The organism is Ruminococcus flavefaciens ATCC 19208, from assembly GCF_000518765.1.
In the GTDB taxonomy this organism is placed as follows: domain Bacteria; phylum Bacillota; class Clostridia; order Oscillospirales; family Ruminococcaceae; genus Ruminococcus; species Ruminococcus flavefaciens.
Genome location: NZ_JAEF01000015.1, coordinates 109,119 through 134,995, shown reverse-complemented (window position 1 = coordinate 134,995; position 25,877 = coordinate 109,119). Strand labels below are relative to the sequence as shown.

Sequence of the window (25,877 nt, the reverse complement as noted above, 5' to 3'; positions counted from 1 at the left end):
TGGAGAATTAGTTGATGTCAGAAAAATTTGTGCCCGCAGACAGTCCCGAACAGCTTTCCGCTCTTTTCGGACAGCTTGACGGAAATGTGGACAGAATACAGAAAAACTTCAATGTTACCGTCGTAAGCAGAGACGGCGGTATAAAAATAATCGGAGATGATGAGAATATCGGCGGTGCGGAAAAAGCTCTCAGGGCTTTGATGACTATGGCTGATAAGGGCAACGCTGTAAATGAACAGACGGTGCGCTATGTCTCATCTATGGTAGCCGACGGCGCAGAGCAGGAGCTTCAGGAGCTTGGCGGAGATGGTATATGTGTTACAGCTTCGGGTAAGATACTCCGTCCGCGTACAGTCGGTCAGAAGCGCTATACAGACGCAATAAAGGACAATACTATAGTTCTCGGCATCGGCCCTGCGGGTACAGGCAAGACCTATCTCGCTGTTGCAATGGCAGTAAAGGCATTCCGCGAACATAAGATAAAGAAGATAATCCTTACCCGTCCCGCTGTTGAAGCAGGCGAAAAACTGGGATTTCTTCCGGGTGATCTTCAGGATAAGGTAGACCCTTATCTCCGTCCGCTCTATGACGCTCTTTTCGATATGTTCGGAGCCGAGAGTTTTGCAAGATACATGGAAAAAGGCATAATCGAGGTCGCTCCGCTTGCATATATGCGCGGACGTACACTTGATGAAGCCTTTATCATTCTCGATGAAGCACAGAATACTACATCGGAGCAGATAAAAATGTTCCTGACCCGTCTCGGAAACGAGAGCAGAATGGTCATCACAGGCGATATTACACAGATCGATCTTCCTGATACAAGAAAATCGGGCCTTGTTGAGGCTATAAAAGTGCTTAAAGGTATCGACGATATCAGCATACATCGCTTTACCGAAAAAGACGTTGTAAGACACAGACTTGTACAGGATATTATTAAAGCTTATGAAAAATATAACGAAGGGAGAAAAAATATTCATGGCTAAGTTAAAGGTATATGTTAAGAATAATCAGACAGAGGTGAAAGTCCCCGTTGGTATAAGACTGCTTATCAGAAGATGCTGTCAGGCAGTTCTCACGACTGAAAATTTTGGTAAGGACGCAGAAGTAAGCGTTTCATTCGTAAGCAATAACGAGATAAAGAATCTCAATAAAATATACAGAAATAAAGACAGCGTTACAGATGTGCTCTCATTTCCGCTCACAAGCGAGGACGGCACTGTTGAGGTAAATCCCGAAACAGGTGCAGTACAGCTCGGTGACGTTGTTATTTCACTGGAAACTGCTGTCAAGCAGGCTCAGAACTACGGTCACTCACTTGAGCGTGAGGTAGGCTTCCTCACAGTACATTCAATGCTCCATCTTCTGGGCTACGATCACGAGACAAGCCAGCTCGATCAGCGCATCATGCGTGAGAAGGAAGAGTCTGTACTCGAAAAGCTTGGTATCTCACGTGATGTTACTTTCGTTGTGAACGGAGATAATAACTGATGTCAAGGACCGCTTTCGTTACTATCGCAGGACGCACAAATGCAGGAAAATCCTCTCTCCTCAATGCTATCGTGGGAGAGAAGATAGCTTCTGTCAGCAGCAAGCCTCAGACTACCCGTACACGTATAACGGGTATACGCAATATAGATGATGTTCAGCTGGTATTCTTCGATACTCCGGGACTGCACAAGCCTGTAAACAAGCTCAGCGAGCATATGCTCAACACTGTCAAGGAGTCCGTCAGCGATATTGATGCAGTAGTATTTGTTATGGACTGCACAAAGAAGATAAACGAGCAGGAGCTTGAACTTCTGAAGTCCATGAACGCATCTAAGATGCCGATAATACTTGTGCTCAACAAGATAGACCTGCTGAAGAACAAGGACGAGCTTGCCCCTGTGATCGCCGATCTGACTTCAAAAGTGAAGTTTCAGGCGGTCGTACCTGTTAGCGTGACCGAAAACAGCGGCGTTGATATCGTGATTGATGAGATAATCGCAATTTCTGAAGAGTCAGTACACTTCTTCCCTGATGATATGATAACCGACCAGCCCGAAAAGGTGCTGGCAGCAGAGATGATACGCGAGAAGCTGCTGATGCTGCTCAGCGATGAAGTACCTCACGGTATTGCTGTTGGTGTAGAGCAGATGAGCGAGCGCGAGGACAAGGATATCCTCGATATATCGGCTGTTATCTACTGTGAGAAGGAGTCCCACAAGGGTATAGTTATCGGCAAGGGCGGAGCAATGCTGAAAAAGGCTTCAACTGCCGCAAGAATGGAGCTTGAGGACTTTTTCCAGATAAAGGTCAACCTCAAATGCTGGGTAAAGGTCAAGGAGGACTGGCGAAACAGGGAAAATCTCATCAGAAGCTTCGGACTTTCCGAGAAATAATTACCGCTGATATTATGACCGATACCGCAGAAGATATTATGGGGGATATCCCCGTATCATCAACTGCGGAGGTAAAAATGTCGGAGGATATACTTTGGAATAAATTTGCCGAAAGCGGCAGCATAGAGGACTATCTGCAATATTCGGCGCATAAGGAAGATAACCATGACAACTGTTGAAGGCATCGTCCTTAAAGAACGTTCTGTTGGTGAACAGGACAAATTCATTGATATACTGACGGGAGAGAGCGGAGTTATCGAGGTTTCCGTAAAAGGCGCAAAGAAAATAAACGGAAAATCGGGCAGCTCCACTCAGCTTCTGGCATATTCACGGTTCTGCATAGACAAGAGAGGTAAATATCTGTACCTCAACAGTGCAGAGCCGATACATATTTTTTACGGACTTCGTGATTCGCTTTCAAAGATATCTCTGGCTAGCTATTTTGCCGAGATAATGCGCTTCTGCATCAAGCCCGAGGCTCAGAACGGTGATATAATGCGGCTTTTGCTGAATTCACTCCACTACCTCGAAACAGGTCAGCGTGATGAAAAGCTGCTGAGATCCGTGTTTGAGATGAGGCTCATGTCCGAGATAGGCTATATGCCCGATGTGGTAGCTTGCAGAGGCTGCGGAGTTTACGAGCCCGAGGAGCTGTTTTTCTTTATGGAGAGCGGCGGCTTTTACTGTTCTGACTGCTTTGAAAACGACACAAAGGAAAACTATATGAAAGTAAAGCTGCCTGTGCTGAGCGCGGTGCGGCATATAGTGCTTGCTGATTTCAGCAGGCTTTTCAATTTCCGCGTATCTGAGGAGACTCAGCAGAAGCTCTCCGCACTTACGGAAACATATGCACTTACTCACCTTGAACGCAGCTTCGGCACATTGGATTTTTACAAATCGCTTTTGAGTTGTTAGAAAGTATAAAAGTTGAGAGTTGAGAATTGAGAGTTGAGAGTTAATGTAGTTACTGGGCTCACATTATTTCAATTTGTCGCCGTAGACGACACCGCAACTCTCAACTCTAAACTGAATAAAAAGGATAATTATGGATAAATATTTGAAAACACTTGAACTGGACAAGATACTTGAAATGCTTGCCGAGCTCACCTCAAACGAGGAGACTCACCGCATGGCATTGGCGGTACGTCCCGACAACGACCTCGAAAGAGTGCGCTATGAGTGTCTTAAAACCTCACAGGCACTGTCTCTTTCAGTACAGTTCGGAACACCGCCTTTCGGCAATTTCAAGGACATAAGCTCTGTAGCTGCAAGAGCAAAGTCGGGAGCAGTCATATCGCTCCGCGACCTTATGGATATAGCAGCAATGCTGAGACAGATAAAGTCTTTGGCGGACTGGTATGCTCACTGCGAAAACGTTGAAACTGAGCTGAGCTACCTGTTTTCAAGATTGCAGCCCAACGACTGGCTGCTTGAAAAGCTTGAGCGTTCGATAATCTCCGAGAACGAGATAGCAGACGCTGCAAGTGCGGAACTGGCTGCAATACGCCGAAAGATAAACCGCGCAGGTATGCAGCTCCGTGAGACTCTCGACAAAATGATAAAAAACAAGACCACACAGCAGTATTTGCAGGAGAGCAATGTCACTATCCGTGACGGACGTTTCGTTCTGCCTGTAAAGTCAGAATACCGCGGACAGGTAAGCGGTCTTATACATGATACATCGGCTACGGGACAGACTATATTCATCGAGCCTATGGCAATTGTCGAGGCTAATAATGATATACGTCTCCTTGAAGCAAAGGAGCAGGAGGAGATAGAACGCATTGTCCGTCAGCTCTGCCGCGAGTGCGGAGAATATGCGGACATACTTGCGGAGAATTACAAGGTCTGCACAGAGCTGAACCTTTATTTTGCAAAGTCTAACCTTGCCGCAAAGCTCAACTGCTCGCTGCCCGAGATAACCGATGACGGAAAGATGTACCTTAAAAAAGCCCGTCACCCCCTTATCGACAAGAACAAGGCTGTGCCTGTTGATATAAGTCTCGGTGAGGACTATCAGGCACTTATAATCACAGGTCCTAACACAGGCGGTAAGACTGTATCGCTTAAAACCGCCGGGCTTCTTGCGGCTATGACAATGTGCGGACTCCTTATACCCGTTGCTGACGGAAGCAGGATATCCGTATACGATCATATCCTCGCTGATATCGGCGACAGCCAGAGCATAGAGCAGAACCTTTCCACATTCTCGTCCCATACAAATAAGGTTATCGAGATACTTCGCACTGCCGATGAGCAGTCACTTGTACTCCTTGATGAGCTTGGTTCGGGTACAGATCCTGTTGAGGGTGCGGCACTTGCCATATCAATAATCCGCCGCCTTATGCAAAACGGCGCGAAAATAATGGTAACTACTCATTATCAGGAGCTTAAAGTCTTTGCTATCGACGGTGAGGGCATCGAGAATGCTTCCTGTGAATTCGATATCGAAACTCTGAGACCTACATACAAGCTTATCGTAGGCTCTCCGGGTAAATCCAACGCTTTTGCGATCTCAGAAAGTCTCGGTATGCCTGCCGATATCATCGCGGACGCGAAAACAAGAGTAAGTGAAGCAAATACCCGACTTGAAGAGGTAATAGGCAAGCTTGAGAGTACACGACTTGAGCTTGAAAAGCAGAAAGAGGAGATATCACGCCTGAAAGCTCAGACTGCCGAGCATGAAGAAGCTATCAGGACAGAGCGCGAAAAGCTTGAAGCTGCAAAGGCTGACGAGCTTGAAAAGGCAAGACTCCGCGCTATGACTATCATCGAGCAGACTAAGGCTGAGTCCAACGAGCTTATCGACGAGCTTGAAAGACTTCGCAAGGAGAAGGATAAAAAGGACTTCAGCGCAAACGTTTCAAACGTTAAATCCAAGTCAAAGCAGAGCTTCAACAAGATGTACGATACGGCTAATCCTATCGATAAGCGTGATCCCAACGAGGGCTATGTGCTGCCGAGAAAGCTGCGCCGCGGCGATACGGTCTATGTTGTTGACTTGCAGCGCAAGGGCATAATCTCGGGCGACCCTGACGGCAGCGATTTCGTATACGTACAGATGGGCGTTATGAAAACTAAAATGAACATATCCCGTCTGCGTCTTGAAGAACCCGAAAAGGTAACTGTGAGCAACAAGTCCATACGTCCTAACCGCAAGATGAACAAGGTAGGCGTAAAGGCTGAGCGCAGAGGCAAAATGGAGCTCGATATACGCGGAAGCGCCTGCGATGACGGAGTTTACCAGCTTGACGCATTTCTCGATCAGGCTGTTATGTCCAATATCTCAATGGTGACTATTATCCACGGAAAAGGCACGGGACTTCTGAGACAGGCTGTGCACAAGAGACTGAAATCACACCCGTCAGTCAAGAGCTTCCGTCTGGGACTCTTCGGCGAGGGCGAGGACGGAGTAACTGTTGTTGAGTTAAAATAATAGCAAAATAATGGTAAAATAACGGCAGAATACCGACATAACTGATATGATGAAGGCATATTTTTTTTATAATTCTTGTATAAGAGTTGAAAAAATATGCCTTTTAGTGTATAATAACAATAAGACTTATTTTATACGAAAGGGGGATCTGTTGTGAAGAAACGCAAGACTATAGCAGTCATCGCAGCCGATGTTTTCAACAGCTACATGAATCGCATATTTATCGGCATTTCCGAGCAGTGCAGATCTCTCGGATATGATGTGCTCACATTTCTTATGGCTTTTAACCTTGACAGCGGCGGACTTATACAGCAGGGCGAGGAGAATATCTTCTCACTTATAAAAGCCGATGTTATCGACGGAGTTATACTCCTTGCGGGAAATCTTGCCAGCCAGAATCTTGTGGATAAATTCGTAAAGGTATTTTCACATTGGGGAATACCTGTAGTAGCTCTCGATCACGATTTTGATTTCTGCGACAGCCTATATGCTGAGGATACTGAGCTTTTCGAGCAGATGACAGACCATTTTATAGAAGCTCACGGCTGCAAGAAGATAATGTGTCTTACAGGTCCTGAGGGAAGCCCTCCTGCAATGTCAAGACTTGAGGGATATAAACGCTCAATGAAGAAGCACGGACTTGAAATAGCCGAAGATGATATTATTTACGGCGACTTCTGGAAAATAGTTTCGCAGCGTCTGGCAAAGCAGTTCATTACGGGCGAAAGACCTATTCCCGATGCTGTTGTGTGTGCAAATGACGATATGGCAAGAAGCCTTTGCAACTCAATGGTAAAGGGCGGCTACAGGATACCCGAGGACTTCAGGATATCGGGCTATGACGGCTCTAATAAGGCTGTACTGGAGATACCCTCCATATCTACTTTGTGTCCCGAAAATATACGAATGGGCGCGAGAGCGGTATGTATACTTCATAAGAAGATAACAGGCGAAGACGCTGAACCTCTTGAAACACTGGAGCGCGGCAGGCTTATTCTTGCACGTTCATGCGGCTGCGGCAGCAATACACTGTACAGCGTCAACGTCGGCGAGGCATTCAGTAACAGGATAAAGCGCTATGATGACTATTATACAAAGAGCTGTATGCTGGACGGACTTATGGAGGAAGAAAACCTTGACAGTCTGCTGCGCAGGCTTAACGGATATATATATACCATAAAAGGTCTTGATACCTATATGCTCTGTCTTTGCCGCAACTGGGACAATGTTGAGAATGAAAAAGACGATGATTATATACGTGAAGGCTATGCAGATATAATGGAAGCCAAGATGATATACACAAGAAGGCAGACTGAGTTCATAGGGCGCGACTTCAGATCGGCAGATATAATCCCCGATTTCATGGACGAATACTGCGAAGGTCCGTCGGTATTTTTCCTGCTTCCTCTGCATTATATGGACAGATGTTTTGGTTATTCGATATTCAGATTTGATGATATACGCAATGCCGAGAGCAAGGTATTTGCGGAATGGAACAGGAATATAGGTCTTGCACTTGAATATCTCCGCGTCCGTACAAAGCTCACAAGTATCAATCAGCGTATTTTCATGAACTCTATCCGTGATACCCTCACGGGAATATACAACCGCAAGGGATTAAAGCGAATGGCGGAAGGTCTATTCCGAAAAGCCTGCGAGGAAGGTGAGATATTTTTTGTTATCATCGCTGACCTTGACCGTCTGAAAATGATAAATGACAATTACGGCCATATTGAGGGTGATAACGCTATCATCGTTGTTGCTAATGCATTGCAGTCCTGCTGCGGAATGAATGAGGTATGCGCGAGAATAGGCGGAGATGAGTACGCCCTTATAGGCTGCGGAGATTATTCGGAAGAGAGTGCGGAAAAGTACTTTGGTTACATACGCAGCTATTTAAAAAGATATAATAAAGCATCAGGCAAGCCCTATAAGGTAGAGGCGAGTCTCGGCGCATTCTGCGGTGTCCCTGAAAAGGGCTCGAATATCGACGGATATATCAGCAAAGCTGACGCAAAAATGTATGAGGATAAGCAGAAGCGAAGAAAGCTGCGCGAGGACTGAAAAATGCTTTTTTAAAAGGGCTGAAAAAACGGCTTTTTCAACGGAAAAGCATTGAATATCGGAAAACGATACAGGATATTCGTTTATATGCATAATTAGCAGACTGCATAATTGTGAAAAACTTATAATGCGGACAGGGATCGCTGTTTTCGGCGTTCCCTGTTTTTTGTGTGCGCTCAAATGAAAAACAGGGATAAAATGCGGTTTTAAGTATTGACAAAAACATGAAAATATGATAAAATAAACTGAATTGCAAAAGAAGCTTAGGTTTCGGAGCAAGACTATTGACCACTCCTTTTTGGAGTCGAGGCCATACGGACAGCCGGGTCAAATGCCGACCGCCGATTTTTCGGCTGGCAACTTCTGTTGCCTTATTGATTCGACTGTACGTCGATAAAGTTTTTATAAGTTCTCATCAGCTTGTGAAAGGTCAATAAGAGTAGTAAAAGGTAGTACTTGCTTGTATAGACTCTGAAACCGTAAATGAAGTTTCTGCGCACCGCGAAGATATTTCATGCACACAATGGCTGGTAAGGTCTTTTGTGTGCATTTTTTGTTTAAAGGTGTGGTTTTATGGAGAATAAACTGAAGCTTTATGGGTTCAACAACCTTACAAAGTCGCTTAGCTTTAATATATATGATGTCTGTTATGCAAAGACAGCCCGCTCACAGCAGGAGTATATCGCTTATGTTGATGAGCAGTACAACTCTGAGCGTATAACGGACATAATGACCCATGTTACTGAGATGATAGGAGCACAGGTGCTCAGCGTATCCCGTCAGGACTATGACCCTCAGGGCGCATCGGCTACTTTCCTTATTGCCGATGATACCATGATACCTGTAGGCGGTAATGAGACTGTGGCACATCTTGACAAGAGCCATGTCACTGTTCATACCTATCCCGAATTTCACCCCGATACTTCTATCGCTACATTCCGTGTTGATATAGATGTTGCTACCTGCGGCAAGATAACACCTCTTACCGCACTGGATTATCTTATCGGCAGCTTTGATTCGGATATCATCACTATGGATTACAGAGTAAGAGGCTTTACGCGTAACCTTGACGGTGAAAAGCTCTTTATCGACCACGATATAACTTCCATACAGAACTATATCGACGCTAAGGTGCTTGATAAATACGATGCTGTGGATATAAATGTCTATCAGGCAAATATGTTCCACACAAAGATGCTTATAAAGGAGCTCGATCTTCAGAACTATCTGTTCAATACAGATGTTAACGAGCTTCCGCCGAGACGCAGACTTGAGATAACAAATGCGCTCCAGCGGGAGATGATAGAAATTTTCAGCGGAAGGAACGTGTTCGGAAATGGCTGAGCTTTCCCAAGTAAATGCTCCGATATATGAGGCTCTGAGAAAATTCAGAAGAATGAGAGTCGTTCCCTTCGATGTGCCGGGACATAAGCGCGGCAGGGGAAATATGGAGCTTACCGAGTTTCTCGGGGAGGACTGCATGAACGTTGATGTCAACTCCATGAAGCCTCTGGATAACCTCTGTCACCCTGTTTCCGTCATCAAGGACGCGGAAATGCTGGCGGCAGAAGCCTTCGGTGCGGCAAATGCCTTCTTTATGGTGGGCGGAACTACCTCTGCGGTACAGAGCATGATAATGTATGCCTGCAAGGAGGGCGACAAGATAATCATGCCCCGAAATGTCCACAGAAGTGCCATAAACGCAATAATCCTTACGGGAGCTGTTCCCGTTTATGTAAATCCCGACGTAAACCACAAGCTGGGCATCGCTCTCGGTATGTCGGTGGCTCAGGTGGAGCAGGCTATTCTCGAGAATCCCGATGCAAAGGCTATAATGGTCAACAATCCCACATACTACGGTATATGCTCGGATCTGAAAAAGATAACCGAGCTTGCTCATGCTCACGGTATGCTTGTACTTGTGGACGAGGCTCACGGTACGCATTTCTACTTTGGTGAGAACTTTCCCGTAACTGCTATGGCTGTGGGAGCTGACTGTGCTTCGGTAAGTATGCATAAATCGGGCGGAAGCCTTACACAGAGCTCTTTCCTGCTCATGGGTAAGAATATAAATTCAGACTATATGCGTCAGGTAATAAACCTTACACAGACTACAAGTGCTTCTTATCTGCTGCTTTCAAGTCTGGATATTTCCAGAAAAAGACTTGCTCTCGGCGGCAGGGAGATATTCGCACAGACTGTGGAAATGGCTGAATACGCCCGCTCCGAGATAAACGAGATAGGCGGATATTACGCTTATTCACGTGAGCTCATAAACGGCGACAGCATATACGATTTCGATGTGTCAAAGCTGAGTATTTACACTCTGCCTATCGGACTTGCAGGTATCGAGGTCTACGACCTTCTCCGCGACGAGTACGATATACAGATAGAATTCGGCGATATCGGAAATGTGCTTGCCTATATCTCTGTAGGCGACAGAAAGCGCGATATCGAACGCCTTATAAGTGCGCTTGCCGAGATAAAACGCCGCTTCGGAAAAAGTGAAGCCAATATGCTGACACAGGAGTATATCAGTCCTGTGGTTGCGGAAACTCCGAGAAAGGCATTCTACTCAAGCAAACGCTCACTTCCCCTTGACGAAACAGCAGGAGAGGTTTGCAGTGAATTCGTAATGTGTTATCCTCCGGGAATACCGATACTTGCTCCGGGTGAGCTTATCACTCCCGAGATAATCGAATATATAAAATATGCAAAAGAAAAAGGCTGTCAGATGACAGGTACGGAAGATCTTAATATAGAAAGACTTAATGTTATAGACAAATAAGGGATTTCAGAAAAACAATGTATACAAAACGGGGTATTAATTTTTTCAGGAGGATCAATTTATGAATATGAAAAAAATCGGATTACAGATGAATATACTTATGGCGGTAACACTCAGCTTCTGCCTTTCACTTTTAGGCAATCTCACTTCGGGACATTTCACGGTTCAGGGATTTCTTATGAGCTTCGGAATAAGCACTATCATAAGCCTTATCATCGGCTTTTTAGTACCCATGAAAAAAGTAGAGGACGGACTTGTACGCAAGTGCGGTCTTGAGGAGCGCAGTCTCCCTGCAAGACTTCTTTCAACTCTTGTATCCGATCTTATCTATACACCTATTCTCACATTTTCAATGGTGTTCATGGCATACAAGCAGGCAACTGCACACGGTTCAAAGATGCCGTTCCTGCCTTCTTTCATCAAGTCACTTATACTCAGCCTTATAGTTGCATATATCGTCATTTTCATCATAACACCTGTATTCCTTAAATTCGTTATGAAGCAGAATGGTGTATCGGGACCGCCCGCAGGAGGTCCTCCCACAGACAGAAATTAAAAACGGCTATGTAAGGGGCGATGCCCACATCGCCCCGATCATTTATCTCGGGCAGATGTAGGTGTCTGCCCCTACAATAGTAGTGGCGGATATTTTTCGCCAATATGCTTAAATATCAATTGTATCGGCTGCATTTGCAGTATACATTTCATTTAAGAACGCTGTGAACGGCGTTTCTTGCTGATCAGTTATTACTATCCGCTGATCACTAAGGGAGGTATAGTATGGAATTATGGTTTACGGAGAGACATACTCCGAATGTAAAGTTTTCAATAAAGGTGGATCATCAGCTCTACAGCGGCAACAGTGAGTTCCAGCGCATAGATATATTCGATTCAAAGGAGTTCGGACGCTTCCTTACTCTTGACGGCTACATGATGCTGACGGAAAAGGACGAATTCATCTATCACGAGATGATAACTCATGTGCCTATGGCTGTTCACCCTAATCCAAAGAATATACTTGTAATAGGCGCAGGCGACGGCGGAGTAGTACGCGAGCTGACACGCTATCCCTCTGTTGAGAATATCGACCTTGTGGAGATAGACGAGCTGGTCGTTGAGGTGTGCAAGAAGTATCTCCCGACAACAGCCTGCCGTTTCGACGATCCGAGAGTCCACGTGTACTATGAGGACGGCGTTAAGTTCATTCGCCGCTGCACTGATAAATACGATGTTATTATCGTTGATTCCACCGATCCCTTCGGACCGGGTGAAGGACTCTTTACAAAGGAATTCTACGGAAGCTGCTTCAAGGCACTCCGTGAGGACGGCATCATGGTAAATCAGCATGAAAGCCCGTTCTACGATGAGGACGCAGCTGCTATGCAGCGTTCACACAAGCGTATAGTTGAGAGCTTCCCCATAAGTAAGGTCTATCAGGCACATATACCGACTTATCCGTCGGGACACTGGCTCTTTGGCTTTGCTTCAAAGAAGTATCACCCCACCAACGACTATAATGGCACAAAATGGAGTATGCTTGGTTTGAAGACCAGATACTACAACCCAAGACTTCACGTAGGCTCATTTGCGCTTCCGTGTTATGTAGAGGAGCTTCTCAGAGATGTTGAATAAGAATATACAGACTTTTATTGCCTGCGATGTCGAATACGATGAGGCTAAGATAGTACTTTTCGGAGCAGGCTTTGACGGCACTACAAGTTTCAGGCCCGGTACACGTTTTGCTCCTTCGGCAATAAGGAACGAAAGCTTCGGTATCGAGACATACAGTCCTTATCAGAATAAGGATATGACAGACTACAGCTATTTTGACAGCGGCGATCTTGAACTCCCGTTCGGAAGTACGGAACGCGCTGTAGATGATATATCTGACCGTGCAGATGTGATAATTGCAGATGATAAGCTGCCCTTTATGATAGGCGGCGAGCATCTTGTGACTCTCGGTACTGTAAGGGCAGTCAAGAACAAATACAGCGATCTTTATATCGTTCATTTTGATGCTCATGCAGATCTCCGCGATGACTATCTCGGTCAGAAGCTCTCACACGCCTGTGTACTCAGACGCTGCCATGAGCTTGTGGGTGACGGGCATATCTTCCAGTTCGGTATCCGCAGCGGTGATCGTGAGGAATTCCGCTTTGCGGACAAGCATACGGAAATGCACAAATTCAGCTTCGACGGACTTGAAGAAGTGGTTGAAAAGCTCAGGGGCAAGAATGTTTATTTTACACTTGATCTCGATGTGCTTGACCCGTCAATATTCCCGGGTACAGGAACTCCCGAGGCAGGGGGAGTTACATTTGACGAGCTTAGAAAGGCTGTAACACTGGTGTGCAGCAAGCTCAATATAGTTGGCTGTGATGTGAACGAGCTCAGCCCTGTTTACGATCAGAGCGGAGTTTCCACAGCAGTTGCCTGCAAGATCATAAGAGAAATGCTGCTTGCACTTTCATAAGCATCATAAGAGAATATCTGTACGAATGACGGCTTCACGGATGAAACGAAGTCACATTCATATAAATGATATGGAAAATCGGGGAAGAAAAATGAAAAATCATGACAATAACAATTATGAAAACTACAATAATGATCACAGAATAAGTTACAAAGATCCTGAATTTGATTCTCTTCCTGATGAAGAAAAGGTGAAATATCTGACAAGAGGACAGAAACGCGGCGTTATGTCCTGCGCGGTCATTTTTTGCGGAATTATAACCTTGTTCTTTGTGGCGGTAGGAGTGATCTTTATAAGATCAAATCTGAACGGTAAAAAATCATTGGAAAAGGATCATAGACAGTGCTCTGAACTGGTTGAAGGAATCGTGACAAACATAAACAGCAAGGAGTTCACTGAAAGGGACAGTGATGACAATATTACAAAATGGACAGGCTATGCTCCTGAATTTACATACACATATAATGGACGTGAATATACCTACCAATCACATTATTACAAGCATAGGCAGATTTATGAGATCGGTGATTCAGAGCAAATCTATATAAACCCTGATGATCCTGCTCAGGTATATATACCTTATTATGATTCCAGAAAAGATAATGGAAATACAGGTCTTATTATCGGTATAATAATTATAATAGCTGCTGTCGGAATATTCCTGACCGGTATTATTGGGTTAGGAATTAAACTGTATAAAAAAAGTGATTATTAAAGGAGATATAAATGAATATATTCAGAGCACAGAATGCTTCGGGACTGGCGGATATACGTATAAAATATCTCCGCGAGGACTTTCCCGAAATGACAGATGCAGAGGCTGCTAAAATAAAGGCAAGGCTTCCGCGGTATTATGCCGATCATCTAAACTGCGATTTCTTTGCATATCTTGCAGAGGACGGCGGAAAGCTTGTGGGCTCGGCTTTTCTTACAGTAGGAGAGCTGCCGCCTAATCCAAGTTTCCCTAAAGGAAGAGTCGGAACGGTGCTCAATGTTTTTGTCGAGTCGGACTATCGCAGACAGGGAATAGCTACAGAGCTTATGAAGCTGCTTATAGCTGATGCGAAGGTAATGGAGCTTGACTATATCGAGCTCAAAGCTTCCGTGGACGGCTATCCGCTGTATAAAAAATTAGGATTTGAAGAGACAGTATCATCATTCACACCAATGAAGCTTGTTTTTTGAAAGTAAAATGATAATATTGATTGTGATTGTTCTTTTGATTTTTTTAGTGCCGGGCGTTAGGATAATAATAAATGTGATAAAATCAAAGAAAAAGTGTACAGAGTATGCTGATGCCACTGTTGTAGATTTCGAAACAAGATACAACAGAAGAGGAAGAGTTTCATATTATCCTGTTTTCAAATATGAATTTGATGGAGTGGATCATAGAAGAGCGAGCAGTTTTTATTCTGAATTTCTTGGATTTAATGTGGGCGATAAGACAGGACTTTACATTGATCCTGATAATCCTGAAATGTTTTACTGTCCGAAGGAAACAATACAGAAAGTTATTGCTAATCTGATAATTTGCGGTGAGAGAGCATTTGTTGTGTTAATTATTTATTTTAAATTTGGTATAAAAAATTATATCTGATTTTCGTTCGGTATTTTAATCCCGAAAAACCTAAATCATATTTTGTCCTGCAGAAGAAAGGCATGTTAATATACCGACCATAAAAGTTCTTTTTATCGTACTTGGTGTTATACTGGTCATAATACCGTGTATCAAGCTGCTTAATATATATTGTACACGCATCTGAGATTTAATGATAAAAACAGGAAAGTGAGGAAATGATAGATTAATGTTAATTTTTTCCATTATTTTTTTGTGGTAGGTGCTTGGGGAATAATAGATATAATAATAAAAAAGAAAAGGTGTACAGAGTATGTTGAAGCGATTGTTGTAGATTTTGAAATAGAACGCAGCACTGACAGTGATGGTAATACCAGTTATTCATATTACCCTGTTTTTGAATATAGATTTGAAGGTAAAGATTATATGAAAAATGGGGGAGTATCTTCTCCATTTCTCACTTGGCATAAAGGTGATCGTGTAGGTCTTTACATTGACCCTGATAAGCCTGAAAGTTTTTACTGTCCGAAGGAAACAATACATAAAATTATTGGATTTCTGATATTTGCTGTTGCGGGAGCAGTCGTTATGTATCTTCTTGCTTTTAAATGATACATAAATATTATTATATGTTTTTTATTCGGCTCAGGTTATTGATCTGAGATAAGACAGCGGCTCTTACTGAAAAGTGCCGATAGTTTATGTGGATAAAACAGAAAGACAGGTTAGGCATTGGTGAAAGAAAATGCAGGATATAGAGAATGTAGAAGAATACCTATTATGGAAATTTGTATTGCTGATACCGACAGTAATAGCTCTGGTGGATTATTTAGTTATCAGAATGCTGAGACGCAAGTGTACAGAGACGGTCAGAGTCATGATCAAAAGAACAGGAGTATACTATGACGGGAAAGAAAAACTCGAATTGGTCTATGAATATGATAATCGGCTGTATGAATCCGCAAACGATACAAGTTTGATCAATCATTTGGAAAGAAGCGGTCAGCGTGAAATTAAGGTAAATCCAAATAACCCTGAAATGTATTATTGTCCTTCAAGACAGAAAAAACATAACTTTACAGATCTGCTTTTAGCGGCAATTGGCATTTATTTGGTAACACATATAAATTTTTAAAGATACGGAGGAAATAAAAATGGGAAAATGTATGATCATCGGCTGCGGAGGAGTTGCTTCCGTAGCAATTCACAAGTGCTGTCAGAACAGCGAGGTATTTGAGGGCATAATGATAGCAAGCCGTACTAAGTCAAAGTGCGACGCGCTGAAGGAAAAGCTCCAGCCTACAACAAAGACAGTCATAGAGACTGCTCAGGTAAACGCTGACAATGTTGACGAGCTTGTTGCTCTTATAAACAGCTATAAGCCTGATGTAGTGCTGAACCTTGCACTTCCTTATCAGGATCTTACTATCATGGACGCTTGTCTCGCTACAAAGACTCATTATGTTGATACAGCTAACTATGAGCCTCTTGATACTGCTAAATTCGAGTACAAGTGGCAGTGGGCATACCGTGAGAGATTTGAAAAGGCAGGCATCACAGCTCTCCTCGGAAGCGGCTTTGACCCGGGCGTAACAGGAGTATTCTCGGCTTATGCTATGAAGCATCAGTTCGACGAGATAAACTACATTGATATCCTTGACTGCAACGGCGGCGACCACGGTTATCCTTTTGCTACAAACTTCAACCCTGAGATCAATATCCGCGAGGTATCTGCAAAGGGCAGCTACATCGAGGACGGCAAGTGGGTAGAGACTGAGCCTATGGAGATAAAGCGCGTTTACAACTTCAAGGGCGTAGGCGAGAAGGATATGTACCTTCTCCACCACGAGGAGCTTGAGTCCCTCGCACTCAACATCAAGGGCATCAAGCGTATCCGTTTCTTCATGACATTCGGTCAGAGCTACCTTACACATCTCAAGTGCCTTGAAAATGTAGGTATGACATCTATCGAGCCTATCATGTATGAGGGCAAGGAGATAGTACCTCTCCAGTTCTTAAAGGCTGTACTCCCCGATCCTGCATCACTTGGTCCGAGAACAGTTGGTAAGACAAATATCGGCTGTATCTTCCGCGGAAAGAAGGACGGCAAGGACAAGAATTACTACCTCTATAACATCTGCGATCATCAGGAGTGCTACAAGGAAGTGGGCTCACAGGCTATTTCCTATACAACAGGCGTACCTGCAATGATCGGTGCTATGATGATAATGACAGGCACATGGAAGAAGGCAGGCGTTTACAACATCGAGGAATTCGATCCCGATCCGTTCATGGAAGCACTCAACAAGTGGGGACTTCCTTGGGAAGAGGACTTCGATCCTACTCTTGTTGACTGATATGAGGGCTAAAAAGCTTATAGTTTTTGCTCTTTTTGCAATATATGCCGGTGTTGCGTATTATCTGCTCTTTTATATCAGGAGCAGCTTGCTGAACTTTTACACCTATGGCGAATATTTCCGTGAGAATACCAATTTCGTACCCTTTCGCACCATAGCAGAGTTTGTCACGTATTACCGTGCAGACGATGCAGTGTACGGGGATTTCTCCTTTGACAATCTTTGGGGAAATTTAGCGGTATTCATGCCTGCGGGAGTATTCTTCCCTGCGCTGTGGAAAAAACAGCGCAGCTTCAGGGTGTTTGCACTGACCATTGCGGCAGTTGTGCTCGGAGTGGAAGCATTGCAGTTCCTTACAATGCGCGGTGCCTGCGATATAGACGATTTTATCCTGAATGTTTCTGGAGCGTTCATAGGCTTTGCATTTTCAAAGCTTAATATAGTAAGAAAGCTGCTATTTACGGATAACAGCGAAAAAGGAGAAAAATAAATATGAAGAGTTTTAAGAATATCAAAAAGATGTTCACAGCTGCTTTGGCAGCTACTATGCTTATGATGACAGGCTGCGGCAGTTCTGGTTCATCTGACTCAAAAAAGAACGAGACTACTACAGCAGCAGGACAGTCGGGCAATACAATTATTATCACGCTTTATCCTGATAAGGCGCCCATTACCTGCGCTAACTTTGAAAAGCTGGTAAACGAGGGCTTTTATAACGGACTTACTTTCCACCGTGTAATTGACGGATTTATGGCACAGGGCGGCGACCCTGAGGGAACAGGAATGGGCGGCAGCAAGGAGACTATCAAGGGCGAGTTTTCTGCTAACGGCGTTGACAATCCTACTTCACATCAGCGCGGAGTAATATCAATGGCTCGTTCTCAGGATCCTGACAGCGCATCAAGCCAGTTCTTTATCTGCTACTCAGGACAGTATTCATCTTCACTTGACGGCTTCTATGCTGCATTCGGCAACGTTACCGAGGGCATGGAGGTAGTTGATGATTTTACAAAAGTACCTCGCAAACAGGGCAGCGACGGAGAGATGTCATCACCTGTTGATCCTATCATTATGGAAAAGGTCGAGATGATCGACCCTGATGAGAATGGTGCTCCGAGAGTTAAGATCACCATGAACGATTTCCTTAAATAAGCTTATGTTTGATAATACAAAAATGCCGACTCCCTGCTATGTAGTGGACGAGTCGGCACTTATTCACAATATGGAGATACTCCGCGGCGTTTCACAGCGCACGGGAGCTAAGATACTCCTTGCTCAGAAGGCTTTTTCATGCTATCATGTCTATCCGCTTATGAAGGAATATCTCGACGGAACAGCTTGCAGCGGACTTTTCGAGGCAAAGCTGGGATATGAAGAAATGGGAAAGGAAAATCACGTTTTTTCGGCTGCTTACCGCGAAAATGAAATAGACGAGATAATATCCTACTGCGGACATATCATCTTCAATTCCTTTACTCAGCTTGACAAGTACCGTGACCGCGTACTTGCGGCAGGAAAGAAGATAGGGCTTCGTATCAATCCAGAGTTTTCAACTCAGGAGGGACATGAGATATACGATCCCTGCTCGCCTAAGTCACGACTTGGCATCACGCGGAAGAACTTCCGTACAGATGACCTTGACGGCGTTACGGGAATACATTTCCACACTCTCTGCGAGCAGAATTCCGATGACCTTGAAGCTACACTTGATGCTGTAGAGGAAAAGTTCGGCGATGTGCTTGAAAAGATGGAGTGGATAAACTTCGGCGGCGGTCATCATATAACCCGTGCAGATTACGATATACCGAGGCTTGAACGCTGCATACGCCGTATGCAGGAAAAGTACGGACTGGAAGTATTCCTCGAACCCGGTGAAGCAGCCGCTCTCAATGCAGGCTGGCTCGTGACTGAGGTGCTGGATATCACGGAAAATGATATGCCAATGGCGATACTTGACACCTCCGCAGCCTGTCATATGCCTGATGTACTGGAAATGCCGTACCGTCCGCCACTTGTTGGTTCGGGAGAGAAAGGCGAGAAGAAGTACAGCTACAGACTTGGCTCACAGACCTGTCTTGCAGGCGACTCTATCGGCGAGTACTCCTTCGATGAACCGCTGCATATAGGTGACAGGCTTGTTTTCGGAGATATGGCGATATATTCAATGGTCAAGAACAATACCTTCAACGGTATGCCGCTGCCCTCGATACTTCTGCTGAAAAAGGACGGCAGCTTTGTGACTCTTCGCAGCTTCGGCTATTCTGACTTTAAGGAGAGACTGTAATGACTAATATTTACTTTGTACGTCACGCACAGCCCGACTACGCTTTCGCAGATGCGGCAAAACGTCCGCTTACCGAGGAGGGAGAGAGAGATATTCTTAAAGTTGTGGAAGCAATGAAGGATATCCGTATCGACTTCGCTGTTTCAAGTCCGTATAAGCGCAGCTTTGATACCATAAAGCAGACCGCAGACGAGCACGGGCTCGATATTGCCATCGACGAGCGTCTGCACGAGCGTATCAACGGCAAAAACAGCAATAATCTTGAGATGTTCCGCAAACGCTGGTCTGACCTGAGCTACAGTGAAAGTGACGGTGAGTGCTTGCAGTCTGTAATGGACAGGAATATTGCAGCGGTAAACGATATACTTGACGCGCACAGAGATGAGAATATAATGATAGGCACTCACGGTACTGCTCTTAGCACTATACTCCACTATTATGACAACAGCTTCGGAGTTGATGATTTTATGCGTCTTATCGACTTTATGCCCTACATTATCCGCCTCGGATTCAACGGCAGGGAGCTTGTCGAAAAAGAGGAGATACTCATAGTCAAAAAGGAATTCAAAGGCGGTAATAATCGATAAAAAAGGACAGCGAAAGCTGTCCTTTTCTTTTATAAATCAAAATTTGCAGCGTCACGCTGCAAAATTATGATTTATAAGAATATGTATTTAAGTACAAAGAGTACCGCAAGGATATACATGATAGGATTGATCTCCTTGTACTTCTTGCAGGCAAGGTTTATAACAACGTAAGATATAACACCGATAGCGATGCCCTCGGAAATGCTGTAGAACAGCGGCATAGCTATAACACTGAGATATGCAGGAATAGCCGATGCGTAGTTCTTCTCGTCAACCTTTATCTCAGACACGGTGCTGAACATGAGGAAGCCGACGAGTATAAGTGCAGGAGCAGTTGCAAATGCAGGTATTGCGATGAATATAGGTGCAAGGAACATAGAGAGCAGGAACAGTACAGCTGTTGTAAGAGCTGTAAGACCTGTTCTGCCGCCTGCTGCCGTACCTGCTGAGGACTCCACAAAAGTAGTAGTGGTAGAAGTACCAAGCACTGCACCTGCGGTAGTTGCAACAGCGTCAGCCATAAGAGCAGGTCTTATTGCAGGGAGCTTGCCGTCTTTGTCGAGAAGTCCTGCCTTTGTACTTACGCCGATAAGAGTGCCGAGAGTGTCGAAAAGGTCAACGAAGAGGAAGGAGAATACAACAACTATAAAGTTGAAAATACCAACAGCATCAAAATCCACGTTGAAGCACTGACCGAACGTTTTGCTGATAGATGTGAAATCAGTCATATGGAAAGAGGGTATAAGTGTGTAAGCACCCATATCAGCATCAGGCACGTAAAGTCCAGCAAGCTCGCATATGATACCGAGAATCCATGTTGCAAAAATACCTATTAGGATAGATCCTCTTACTCTTTTGATGTAGAGTATCGCCATTGTGAGCAGTCCTATAACAGCAAGGAGAGCGCAAATTCCCGTGGTACTGAAGTTTTCACGGAAGTCCACAAGCTCTACGAGAGTTGCGGAGTCTACTGCAAGACCTGCATTCTGAAGTCCGATAAATGCGATGAAAAGACCGATACCGACCGATACCGCACGTTTCAGCGACAGTGGGATAGAATCGAAGATAGCTTCTCTTACCTTTGTAAGTGAGAGTATGATGAAAATGATACCTTCGATAAATACCGCAAGGAGTGCCACCTGCCACGAATAGCCAAGATTTCCGCAGACTGTATAAGCCATGTATGCGTTAAGTCCCATACCTGCGGAAAGTGCAAAGGGCAGATTAGCCATGAATGCCATGCAGACAGTACCGATAAATGAAGCAAGGCAAGTTGCAAGGAGTACGGCAGTTGCGTCCATACCTGTGCTTGAAAGGATATTCGGGTTAATGGCAAGTATATAAGCCATAGTCATAAAAGTGGTGATACCTGCCGCAATTTCAGTCTTTACATTAGTTCTGCGCTCTTTGAGTCTGAATAGTTTTTCCACCATTTTAGCCACCTCATTCGCTGAATTCCGCTATATACGGTAAATTTCTGTAGAATTCACCGTAGTCGAGTCCATAGCCTATAACAAAATAATCGGGGATAGTGAAAAGGGAATAATCGGCTTTAAGCTCTACTATGCGGCGATCGGGCTTGTCAAGGAGAGTCATTATCCTCAGAGACAAAGGATTCCTGACACCGAGTATCTTTTTTATTTCGTTGAGAGTTCTTCCGGTGTCGATGATATCCTCAACAATGATGACATGATACTGACTGATGTCGTGTTTTAAGTCCATAGTTATCTCAACATGACCTGATGAGACAGTGCCCTCAAAGTAGCTTTTTGCCGCCATAAAAGCTATCTCACATGGAACAGTGACTTCGCGGCACAGGTCAGCCATGAACACGAAAGCGCCCTTCAGTATGCTCACAAGGAGTATGGGCGAACCGTCGTATAAAGAGTTGATGTATGCACCTGCTTTTTTGATCTCGCTGCGTATTTCCTCTTCGGAAATTATTACTCGCTTGATCTTGCTTTTCCATTCTTCTGTGCTGTCAAATTTCATAATAAACCTCCTGAGTTGTAATGATATAAATAATAGCCTGATTTAATTAAAGTCTGCTCAATAACCGCCTTCTGGCGGTTATTACGTACACATTTATTATACCATTTTGTAGTATGTTGTCAATAAGGGAAAACACAAATTTGCCTTAAAATAGGGGGGGATATATCATTTAAGGATATTTTACCCAAAGAGAATAAAGAACCATTGTATATATCCACAAAAATTAATGTAAAATTAACGATTATATTTACATTTTGTAGTGAGTATGTTATAATTATGGTGTATAGGTGCATATTCTGCGGAGTCTTTTCCTGTAAGCTCGCGAATTGTGCCAAGAAAACAATTTCAGGCTAAGGATCGCGCTTTAGGCAGTGTAAGATCCCAAAATTCAAAAGGAGTGATAATAATGGTCGGCAGGACACGAAAGCTCAATCTACAGATCATTTCGTTTGTTTCAGCCATGATCGTATTACTGGCATCATTTGCCGTAGTACAGCCATTGAGATCCAATGCAGCAGGTACAGACCTGTATGTCGGATACTCGGGCAGAAACAACAACTTTTCCACAGTGCAGGCTGCTGTTGACAAGGCAGCAAGCCTCAATCCCTCATCAGAGGCTAACCGCGTTACCATACACATTGCCCCCGGTACATACCGTCAGCAGGTAATTGTACAGACACCGTACATTACATTTGTAAATGACGAGCCAAGCAAAGGCGATGCTGTACTCACATGGTACTACGGTATCGGCTATAAGTATTACAGTGCAAACTCAAAGGGCTATTACGATGCAAATCTTGCCAATTCAAAGAGCGGCAAGAACGTTTCAAACTATCGCTGGGGAGCTACAGTACAGCTCTGGCCTAAGGCTACAAACTTCAAGGCTAAGAACATAGTATTCGAGAACTCCTTCAACCGCTACCTCACACAGGAAGAGTTAGCAGACGGCGTTGAGTGTACAAACGAGACACTGAAGGTACAGCGCTATAACGGCGTTGATGTGCAGTCAAAGGCTTATACAGAACGTGCAGCAGCTCTCTCAGTAGATACAGGCTATGCTGAGTTCCTTAACTGCAAGTTCCTGTCAAGTCAGGATACACTTTACACAGGCGGCTCACCGCAGTATTACAAGAACTGCCTTATCGAAGGACAGACAGACTATATCTTCGGCGGCAGCAATGCAGTATTCGACAGCTGCGAGCTTCGCTGGAAGGGCTACAGCAGCGGTTCTGTAGGCGGATATATCACAGCAGCAAGAGAGCAGGGAAGCCCGTATACAGGCTATCTCTTCAAGGACTGTAAGGTAACTGCAAATTCACAGCTCACAGTAAGTGCAGGTTATCTCGGCAGACCATGGGGACAGACTGCAAAGGTGCTCTTTGTAAATACTACTCTTCAGAACAGCAATATGATAACAGCAGCAGGCTGGACTTCCATGAGCGGCGTACAGCCCGAGAGCGTTGACGGCTTCAAGGAGAACGGTACAAAGCTCTCAAACGGACAGAGAGTTGACCTTTCACAGCGCAAGGGACATACCGTATCGGACAGTGACGCTGCAAACATCAATATCACAAGCTATATGAACAACTGGACTCCTTCTTTCCTCAATGGTGAAGGAAATACAAGCGGCAATAACAATCAGCCTTCATCAAATGTTGAAGGTGCAATAAAGACCTGCGGCGGCTGGTATGAAGAAGCCTTCGTAGAGTGGGACAGCTCAAAGCTTGGCAATAATGTCAAGGTAAGCTACGCACCCGAGGGCAGTTCAAGCTATACAGCTGTAGACTCACAGCTTATAAGAAATTCAAGAGTCGATATTCCCGGACTCAAGGGAAATACATCTTATACAATAAACGTTTCGGGCTCTAACGGCTCTGCAAGCTGCACAGTCAAGACAATGGCATTTGACCGCAGCGGCTACGCTCACTATAACACATCAGAAGCTGTGGGCGCTTACAATAACGACGGTACTCTGAAATCAGGCGTTACAGTCATCTATGTGAACAACTCAAACAAGGACAGCATTACCTACGGCGGTCAGACAGGTCTTTACAACATCTTCTACAGCGGAAAGCCTAAGAACGTTGTATTCAGACTTATTGGCAGCATTGATGTGCCAAAGGGTGCAAAGGCTAACGACGGTCAGCAGAACGACGGCTCAAATATGCTGTATCTCCAGAACGCTGAAAACGTTACTATCGAGGGTATCGGCTATGATGCCGCACTCAATCAGTGGGGCTTTGAGATGAAGCGCTCAAAGAGCTGCGAGGTCCGCAACCTGTGGCTGGGCAAGTACCCTGATGACGGCGTATCCATGACAGGCTCTGCCGACAACAAGTCAAATCATATGTGGGTACACAACTGTACTATCGAAAAGGGCTATAATGCTTATGCAGGCAACGGTATAGTAGATGCCGACAAGGCAGACGGCGACGGTTCACTGGACATAAAGTGGAGTGAGTATATAACAGTTTCATATAATCTGTTCAAGGATGGTCACAAGACCTCACTTGTAGGCGGCGGAACCAATCATGAGCAGGACTGGATAACCTATCACCACAACTGGTTCAACAATACCGAGTCACGTAATCCCCGTGCGAGAAACGCACATATCCACAGCTACAACAACTACTTCTACAATAACAAGCAGTACGGTATCGGAGCTTCCTACAACTCAAAGGTGTTCTCTGAGGCTAACTACTACGAAAAGACAAATCTTCCTCTTGATGCTGAGAATATGGGAAATGACGCATATTCGGGAACTATCAAGTCCTACGGTGACAAGTTCGACAGCTGCAATATGGGCAGCGGACTCGCTTATCAGATAGTAAATTCAAGAACTGCACAGGCTTACATCAACAACCTCAAGAGCGGCGGACAGGGCTATGATAACTTCGATACAGATTCATCGAAGATATACACCAGCTACAAGGTGCAGTCCGCAGACGCTGCTAAATCCGAGGTAATGGCTTATGCAGGAAGAATGCAGAACAAGGCATACAATGCAGGAACAGTTTCTGATGGCGGAGATCCAGTAGTTATCGACGATACACTTAAGAGCGAACTCATTGCTAAGCTTGAGGTCAAGGACGCAAGCTACGGCGCACAGTGGTCTATCGTTGAGAACTTCAGCACAGGCGATAAGGCATTCGGCGACCGTGAGCACGTTATCGCTTCTGTTCCTTCAAGCATCAGCGGCGGTGAGCTTATCCGCACAGCCTGCAACTCGAAGAATACTGATTCCGACCTTGCTGTAATTACTGCTGCAAAGGATATAACAGTATTTGTAGCTATGGACGAGAGAGTAACTTCTATCCCGTCATGGCTGTATAACTTCAGAAAGACAGGCGAGATCGTTGAGATCAACGACAGCGAGGCTGTTAGACCTTTTGATGTATATGCAAAGGAGATAAAGGCAGGCGAGACCGTAACTCTCGGCACAAACGGCATGAGCGGAGCTTGTATGAACTACATTGCTTTCGTTAAGGAAACACCTGTAGTTACTACAACTACCACGACAACGACTACAACCACGACAACAACTACTACCACTACAACTACCGCAACAACACAGCCTCCGCAGGGACTTGCAGGCGATGCAAATATGGACGGCATTGTTGATCTGTCAGATGCAGTTCTTATCATGCAGTCACTGGCAAATCCGAATAAGTACGGCATAAACGGTACAGACGAGCACCACCTCACCGATCAGGGAGCTGCAAATGCAGATGTTGAGGGCAGAAACGGAATAACCTCCAATGACGCTCTTGCAATTCAGCGTTATCTGCTTCGTCTTGTAGATGCACTTCCGATCAATTGATATAACAAGCGTTCAGAATATAAAAGTACAGCCCCGAAGTGATGTAAACATCGCTTCGGGGCATTGTTTTGATCTGAAAACTTATAATGAAAAGGGCTGCACATTTTGTGCAGCCC

At 44.7% G+C, this 25,877-nt stretch carries 25 protein-coding genes; 23 read left to right on the top strand and 2 right to left on the bottom strand.

Going from position 1 to position 25,877, the window contains the following annotated elements:
- Window positions 1-14: 14 nt before the first annotated feature.
- The 22 genes from L870_RS0104080 to L870_RS0103975 all read left to right on the top strand — a co-directional run bounded on the left by L870_RS0104080 (window position 15) and on the right by L870_RS0103975 (window position 19,949).
- Window positions 15-986, top strand: a complete 972-nt coding sequence (locus L870_RS0104080; protein WP_028517046.1) for a PhoH family protein — start codon at window positions 15-17, stop codon at window positions 984-986.
- The gene (gene ybeY, locus L870_RS0104075; RefSeq protein ID WP_028517045.1) at window positions 979-1,491 is read left to right on the top strand and encodes an rRNA maturation RNase YbeY; all 513 of its coding nucleotides are present in this window, start codon (window positions 979-981) and stop codon (window positions 1,489-1,491) included. Before L870_RS0104080 ends, ybeY begins: the two co-directional genes overlap by 8 nt.
- On the top strand, window positions 1,491-2,384 hold the full coding sequence (gene era, locus L870_RS0104070; RefSeq protein WP_028517044.1) for a GTPase Era: 894 nt from the start codon (window positions 1,491-1,493) through the stop codon (window positions 2,382-2,384). The genes ybeY and era overlap by 1 nt, the downstream gene beginning before the upstream one ends.
- Window positions 2,385-2,398: 14 nt before the next feature.
- Window positions 2,399-2,563, top strand: a complete 165-nt coding sequence (locus tag L870_RS19205; protein ID WP_155250139.1) for a hypothetical protein — start codon at window positions 2,399-2,401, stop codon at window positions 2,561-2,563.
- Window positions 2,550-3,299: a DNA repair protein RecO gene (recO, locus tag L870_RS0104060; protein ID WP_028517043.1), complete on the top strand. Its 750-nt coding sequence runs from the start codon at window positions 2,550-2,552 to the stop codon at window positions 3,297-3,299. Before L870_RS19205 ends, recO begins: the two co-directional genes overlap by 14 nt.
- 130 nt (window positions 3,300-3,429) lie before the next feature.
- A complete protein-coding gene (locus tag L870_RS0104055) occupies window positions 3,430-5,820 on the top strand; it encodes an endonuclease MutS2 (protein WP_028517042.1) in 2,391 nt (796 codons plus the stop codon).
- Window positions 5,821-5,973: 153 nt separating this feature from the next.
- Window positions 5,974-7,884, top strand: coding sequence for a diguanylate cyclase domain-containing protein (locus L870_RS0104050; protein WP_028517041.1), 1,911 nt, complete (start codon window positions 5,974-5,976; stop codon window positions 7,882-7,884).
- Between the two features lie 573 nt (window positions 7,885-8,457).
- Window positions 8,458-9,228: an adenosylmethionine decarboxylase gene (speD, locus tag L870_RS0104045; RefSeq protein ID WP_028517040.1), complete on the top strand. Its 771-nt coding sequence runs from the start codon at window positions 8,458-8,460 to the stop codon at window positions 9,226-9,228.
- Window positions 9,221-10,672 (top strand): aminotransferase class I/II-fold pyridoxal phosphate-dependent enzyme, encoded by a 1,452-nt coding sequence (locus L870_RS0104040; RefSeq protein WP_028517039.1) that lies wholly within the window; start codon window positions 9,221-9,223, stop codon window positions 10,670-10,672. Before speD ends, L870_RS0104040 begins: the two co-directional genes overlap by 8 nt.
- 61 nt (window positions 10,673-10,733) lie before the next feature.
- Window positions 10,734-11,228, top strand: coding sequence for a hypothetical protein (locus L870_RS0104035; protein ID WP_028517038.1), 495 nt, complete (start codon window positions 10,734-10,736; stop codon window positions 11,226-11,228).
- Between the two features lie 224 nt (window positions 11,229-11,452).
- Window positions 11,453-12,304, top strand: a complete 852-nt coding sequence (gene speE, locus L870_RS0104030) for a polyamine aminopropyltransferase (protein WP_028517037.1) — start codon at window positions 11,453-11,455, stop codon at window positions 12,302-12,304.
- Window positions 12,294-13,145 carry an agmatinase gene (gene speB, locus L870_RS0104025; protein ID WP_028517036.1) on the top strand — a complete coding sequence of 284 codons (852 nt, stop codon included), beginning with the start codon at window positions 12,294-12,296 and terminating at the stop codon, window positions 13,143-13,145. The genes speE and speB overlap by 11 nt, the downstream gene beginning before the upstream one ends.
- 91 nt (window positions 13,146-13,236) lie before the next feature.
- Window positions 13,237-13,860, top strand: a complete 624-nt coding sequence (locus tag L870_RS0104020; protein ID WP_028517035.1) for a DUF3592 domain-containing protein — start codon at window positions 13,237-13,239, stop codon at window positions 13,858-13,860.
- A gap of 11 nt (window positions 13,861-13,871) precedes the next feature.
- Entirely contained in the window at window positions 13,872-14,330 is a 459-nt protein-coding gene (locus L870_RS0104015) for a GNAT family N-acetyltransferase (protein ID WP_028517034.1), read from the top strand.
- Between the two features lie 73 nt (window positions 14,331-14,403).
- The gene (locus tag L870_RS0104010) at window positions 14,404-14,742 is read left to right on the top strand and encodes a DUF3592 domain-containing protein (RefSeq protein ID WP_028517033.1); all 339 of its coding nucleotides are present in this window, start codon (window positions 14,404-14,406) and stop codon (window positions 14,740-14,742) included.
- A gap of 234 nt (window positions 14,743-14,976) precedes the next feature.
- Window positions 14,977-15,333 carry a DUF3592 domain-containing protein gene (locus L870_RS0104005; RefSeq protein WP_028517032.1) on the top strand — a complete coding sequence of 119 codons (357 nt, stop codon included), beginning with the start codon at window positions 14,977-14,979 and terminating at the stop codon, window positions 15,331-15,333.
- A gap of 133 nt (window positions 15,334-15,466) precedes the next feature.
- Window positions 15,467-15,856: a hypothetical protein gene (locus L870_RS0104000; RefSeq protein WP_028517031.1), complete on the top strand. Its 390-nt coding sequence runs from the start codon at window positions 15,467-15,469 to the stop codon at window positions 15,854-15,856.
- Between the two features lie 19 nt (window positions 15,857-15,875).
- Complete coding sequence (locus L870_RS0103995; RefSeq protein WP_028517030.1) at window positions 15,876-17,078, top strand: saccharopine dehydrogenase family protein; 1,203 nt, start codon at window positions 15,876-15,878, stop codon at window positions 17,076-17,078.
- Between the two features lies 1 nt (window position 17,079).
- Entirely contained in the window at window positions 17,080-17,568 is a 489-nt protein-coding gene (locus tag L870_RS16595; protein ID WP_051411407.1) for a VanZ family protein, read from the top strand.
- 2 nt (window positions 17,569-17,570) lie between these two features.
- On the top strand, window positions 17,571-18,230 hold the full coding sequence (locus L870_RS16590) for a peptidylprolyl isomerase (protein ID WP_080676340.1): 660 nt from the start codon (window positions 17,571-17,573) through the stop codon (window positions 18,228-18,230).
- A gap of 4 nt (window positions 18,231-18,234) precedes the next feature.
- Window positions 18,235-19,362, top strand: coding sequence for a carboxynorspermidine decarboxylase (nspC, locus tag L870_RS0103980; protein ID WP_028517029.1), 1,128 nt, complete (start codon window positions 18,235-18,237; stop codon window positions 19,360-19,362).
- Window positions 19,362-19,949, top strand: coding sequence for a histidine phosphatase family protein (locus L870_RS0103975; RefSeq protein WP_028517028.1), 588 nt, complete (start codon window positions 19,362-19,364; stop codon window positions 19,947-19,949). The genes nspC and L870_RS0103975 overlap by 1 nt, the downstream gene beginning before the upstream one ends.
- Before the next feature lie 71 nt (window positions 19,950-20,020).
- On the opposite strand, the gene L870_RS0103970 is transcribed toward L870_RS0103975, so the two are convergent.
- Window positions 20,021-21,382, bottom strand: coding sequence for an NCS2 family permease (locus L870_RS0103970; protein ID WP_028517027.1), 1,362 nt, complete (start codon window positions 21,380-21,382; stop codon window positions 20,021-20,023).
- Window positions 21,383-21,392: 10 nt separating this feature from the next.
- Window positions 21,393-21,941 carry a hypoxanthine phosphoribosyltransferase gene (hpt, locus tag L870_RS0103965; RefSeq protein ID WP_028517026.1) on the bottom strand — a complete coding sequence of 183 codons (549 nt, stop codon included), beginning with the start codon at window positions 21,939-21,941 and terminating at the stop codon, window positions 21,393-21,395.
- 406 nt (window positions 21,942-22,347) lie between these two features.
- On the opposite strand from hpt, the gene L870_RS0103960 reads away from it, so the two are divergent.
- Entirely contained in the window at window positions 22,348-25,761 is a 3,414-nt protein-coding gene (locus L870_RS0103960; protein WP_028517025.1) for a pectinesterase family protein, read from the top strand.
- Window positions 25,762-25,877 lie beyond the last annotated feature (116 nt).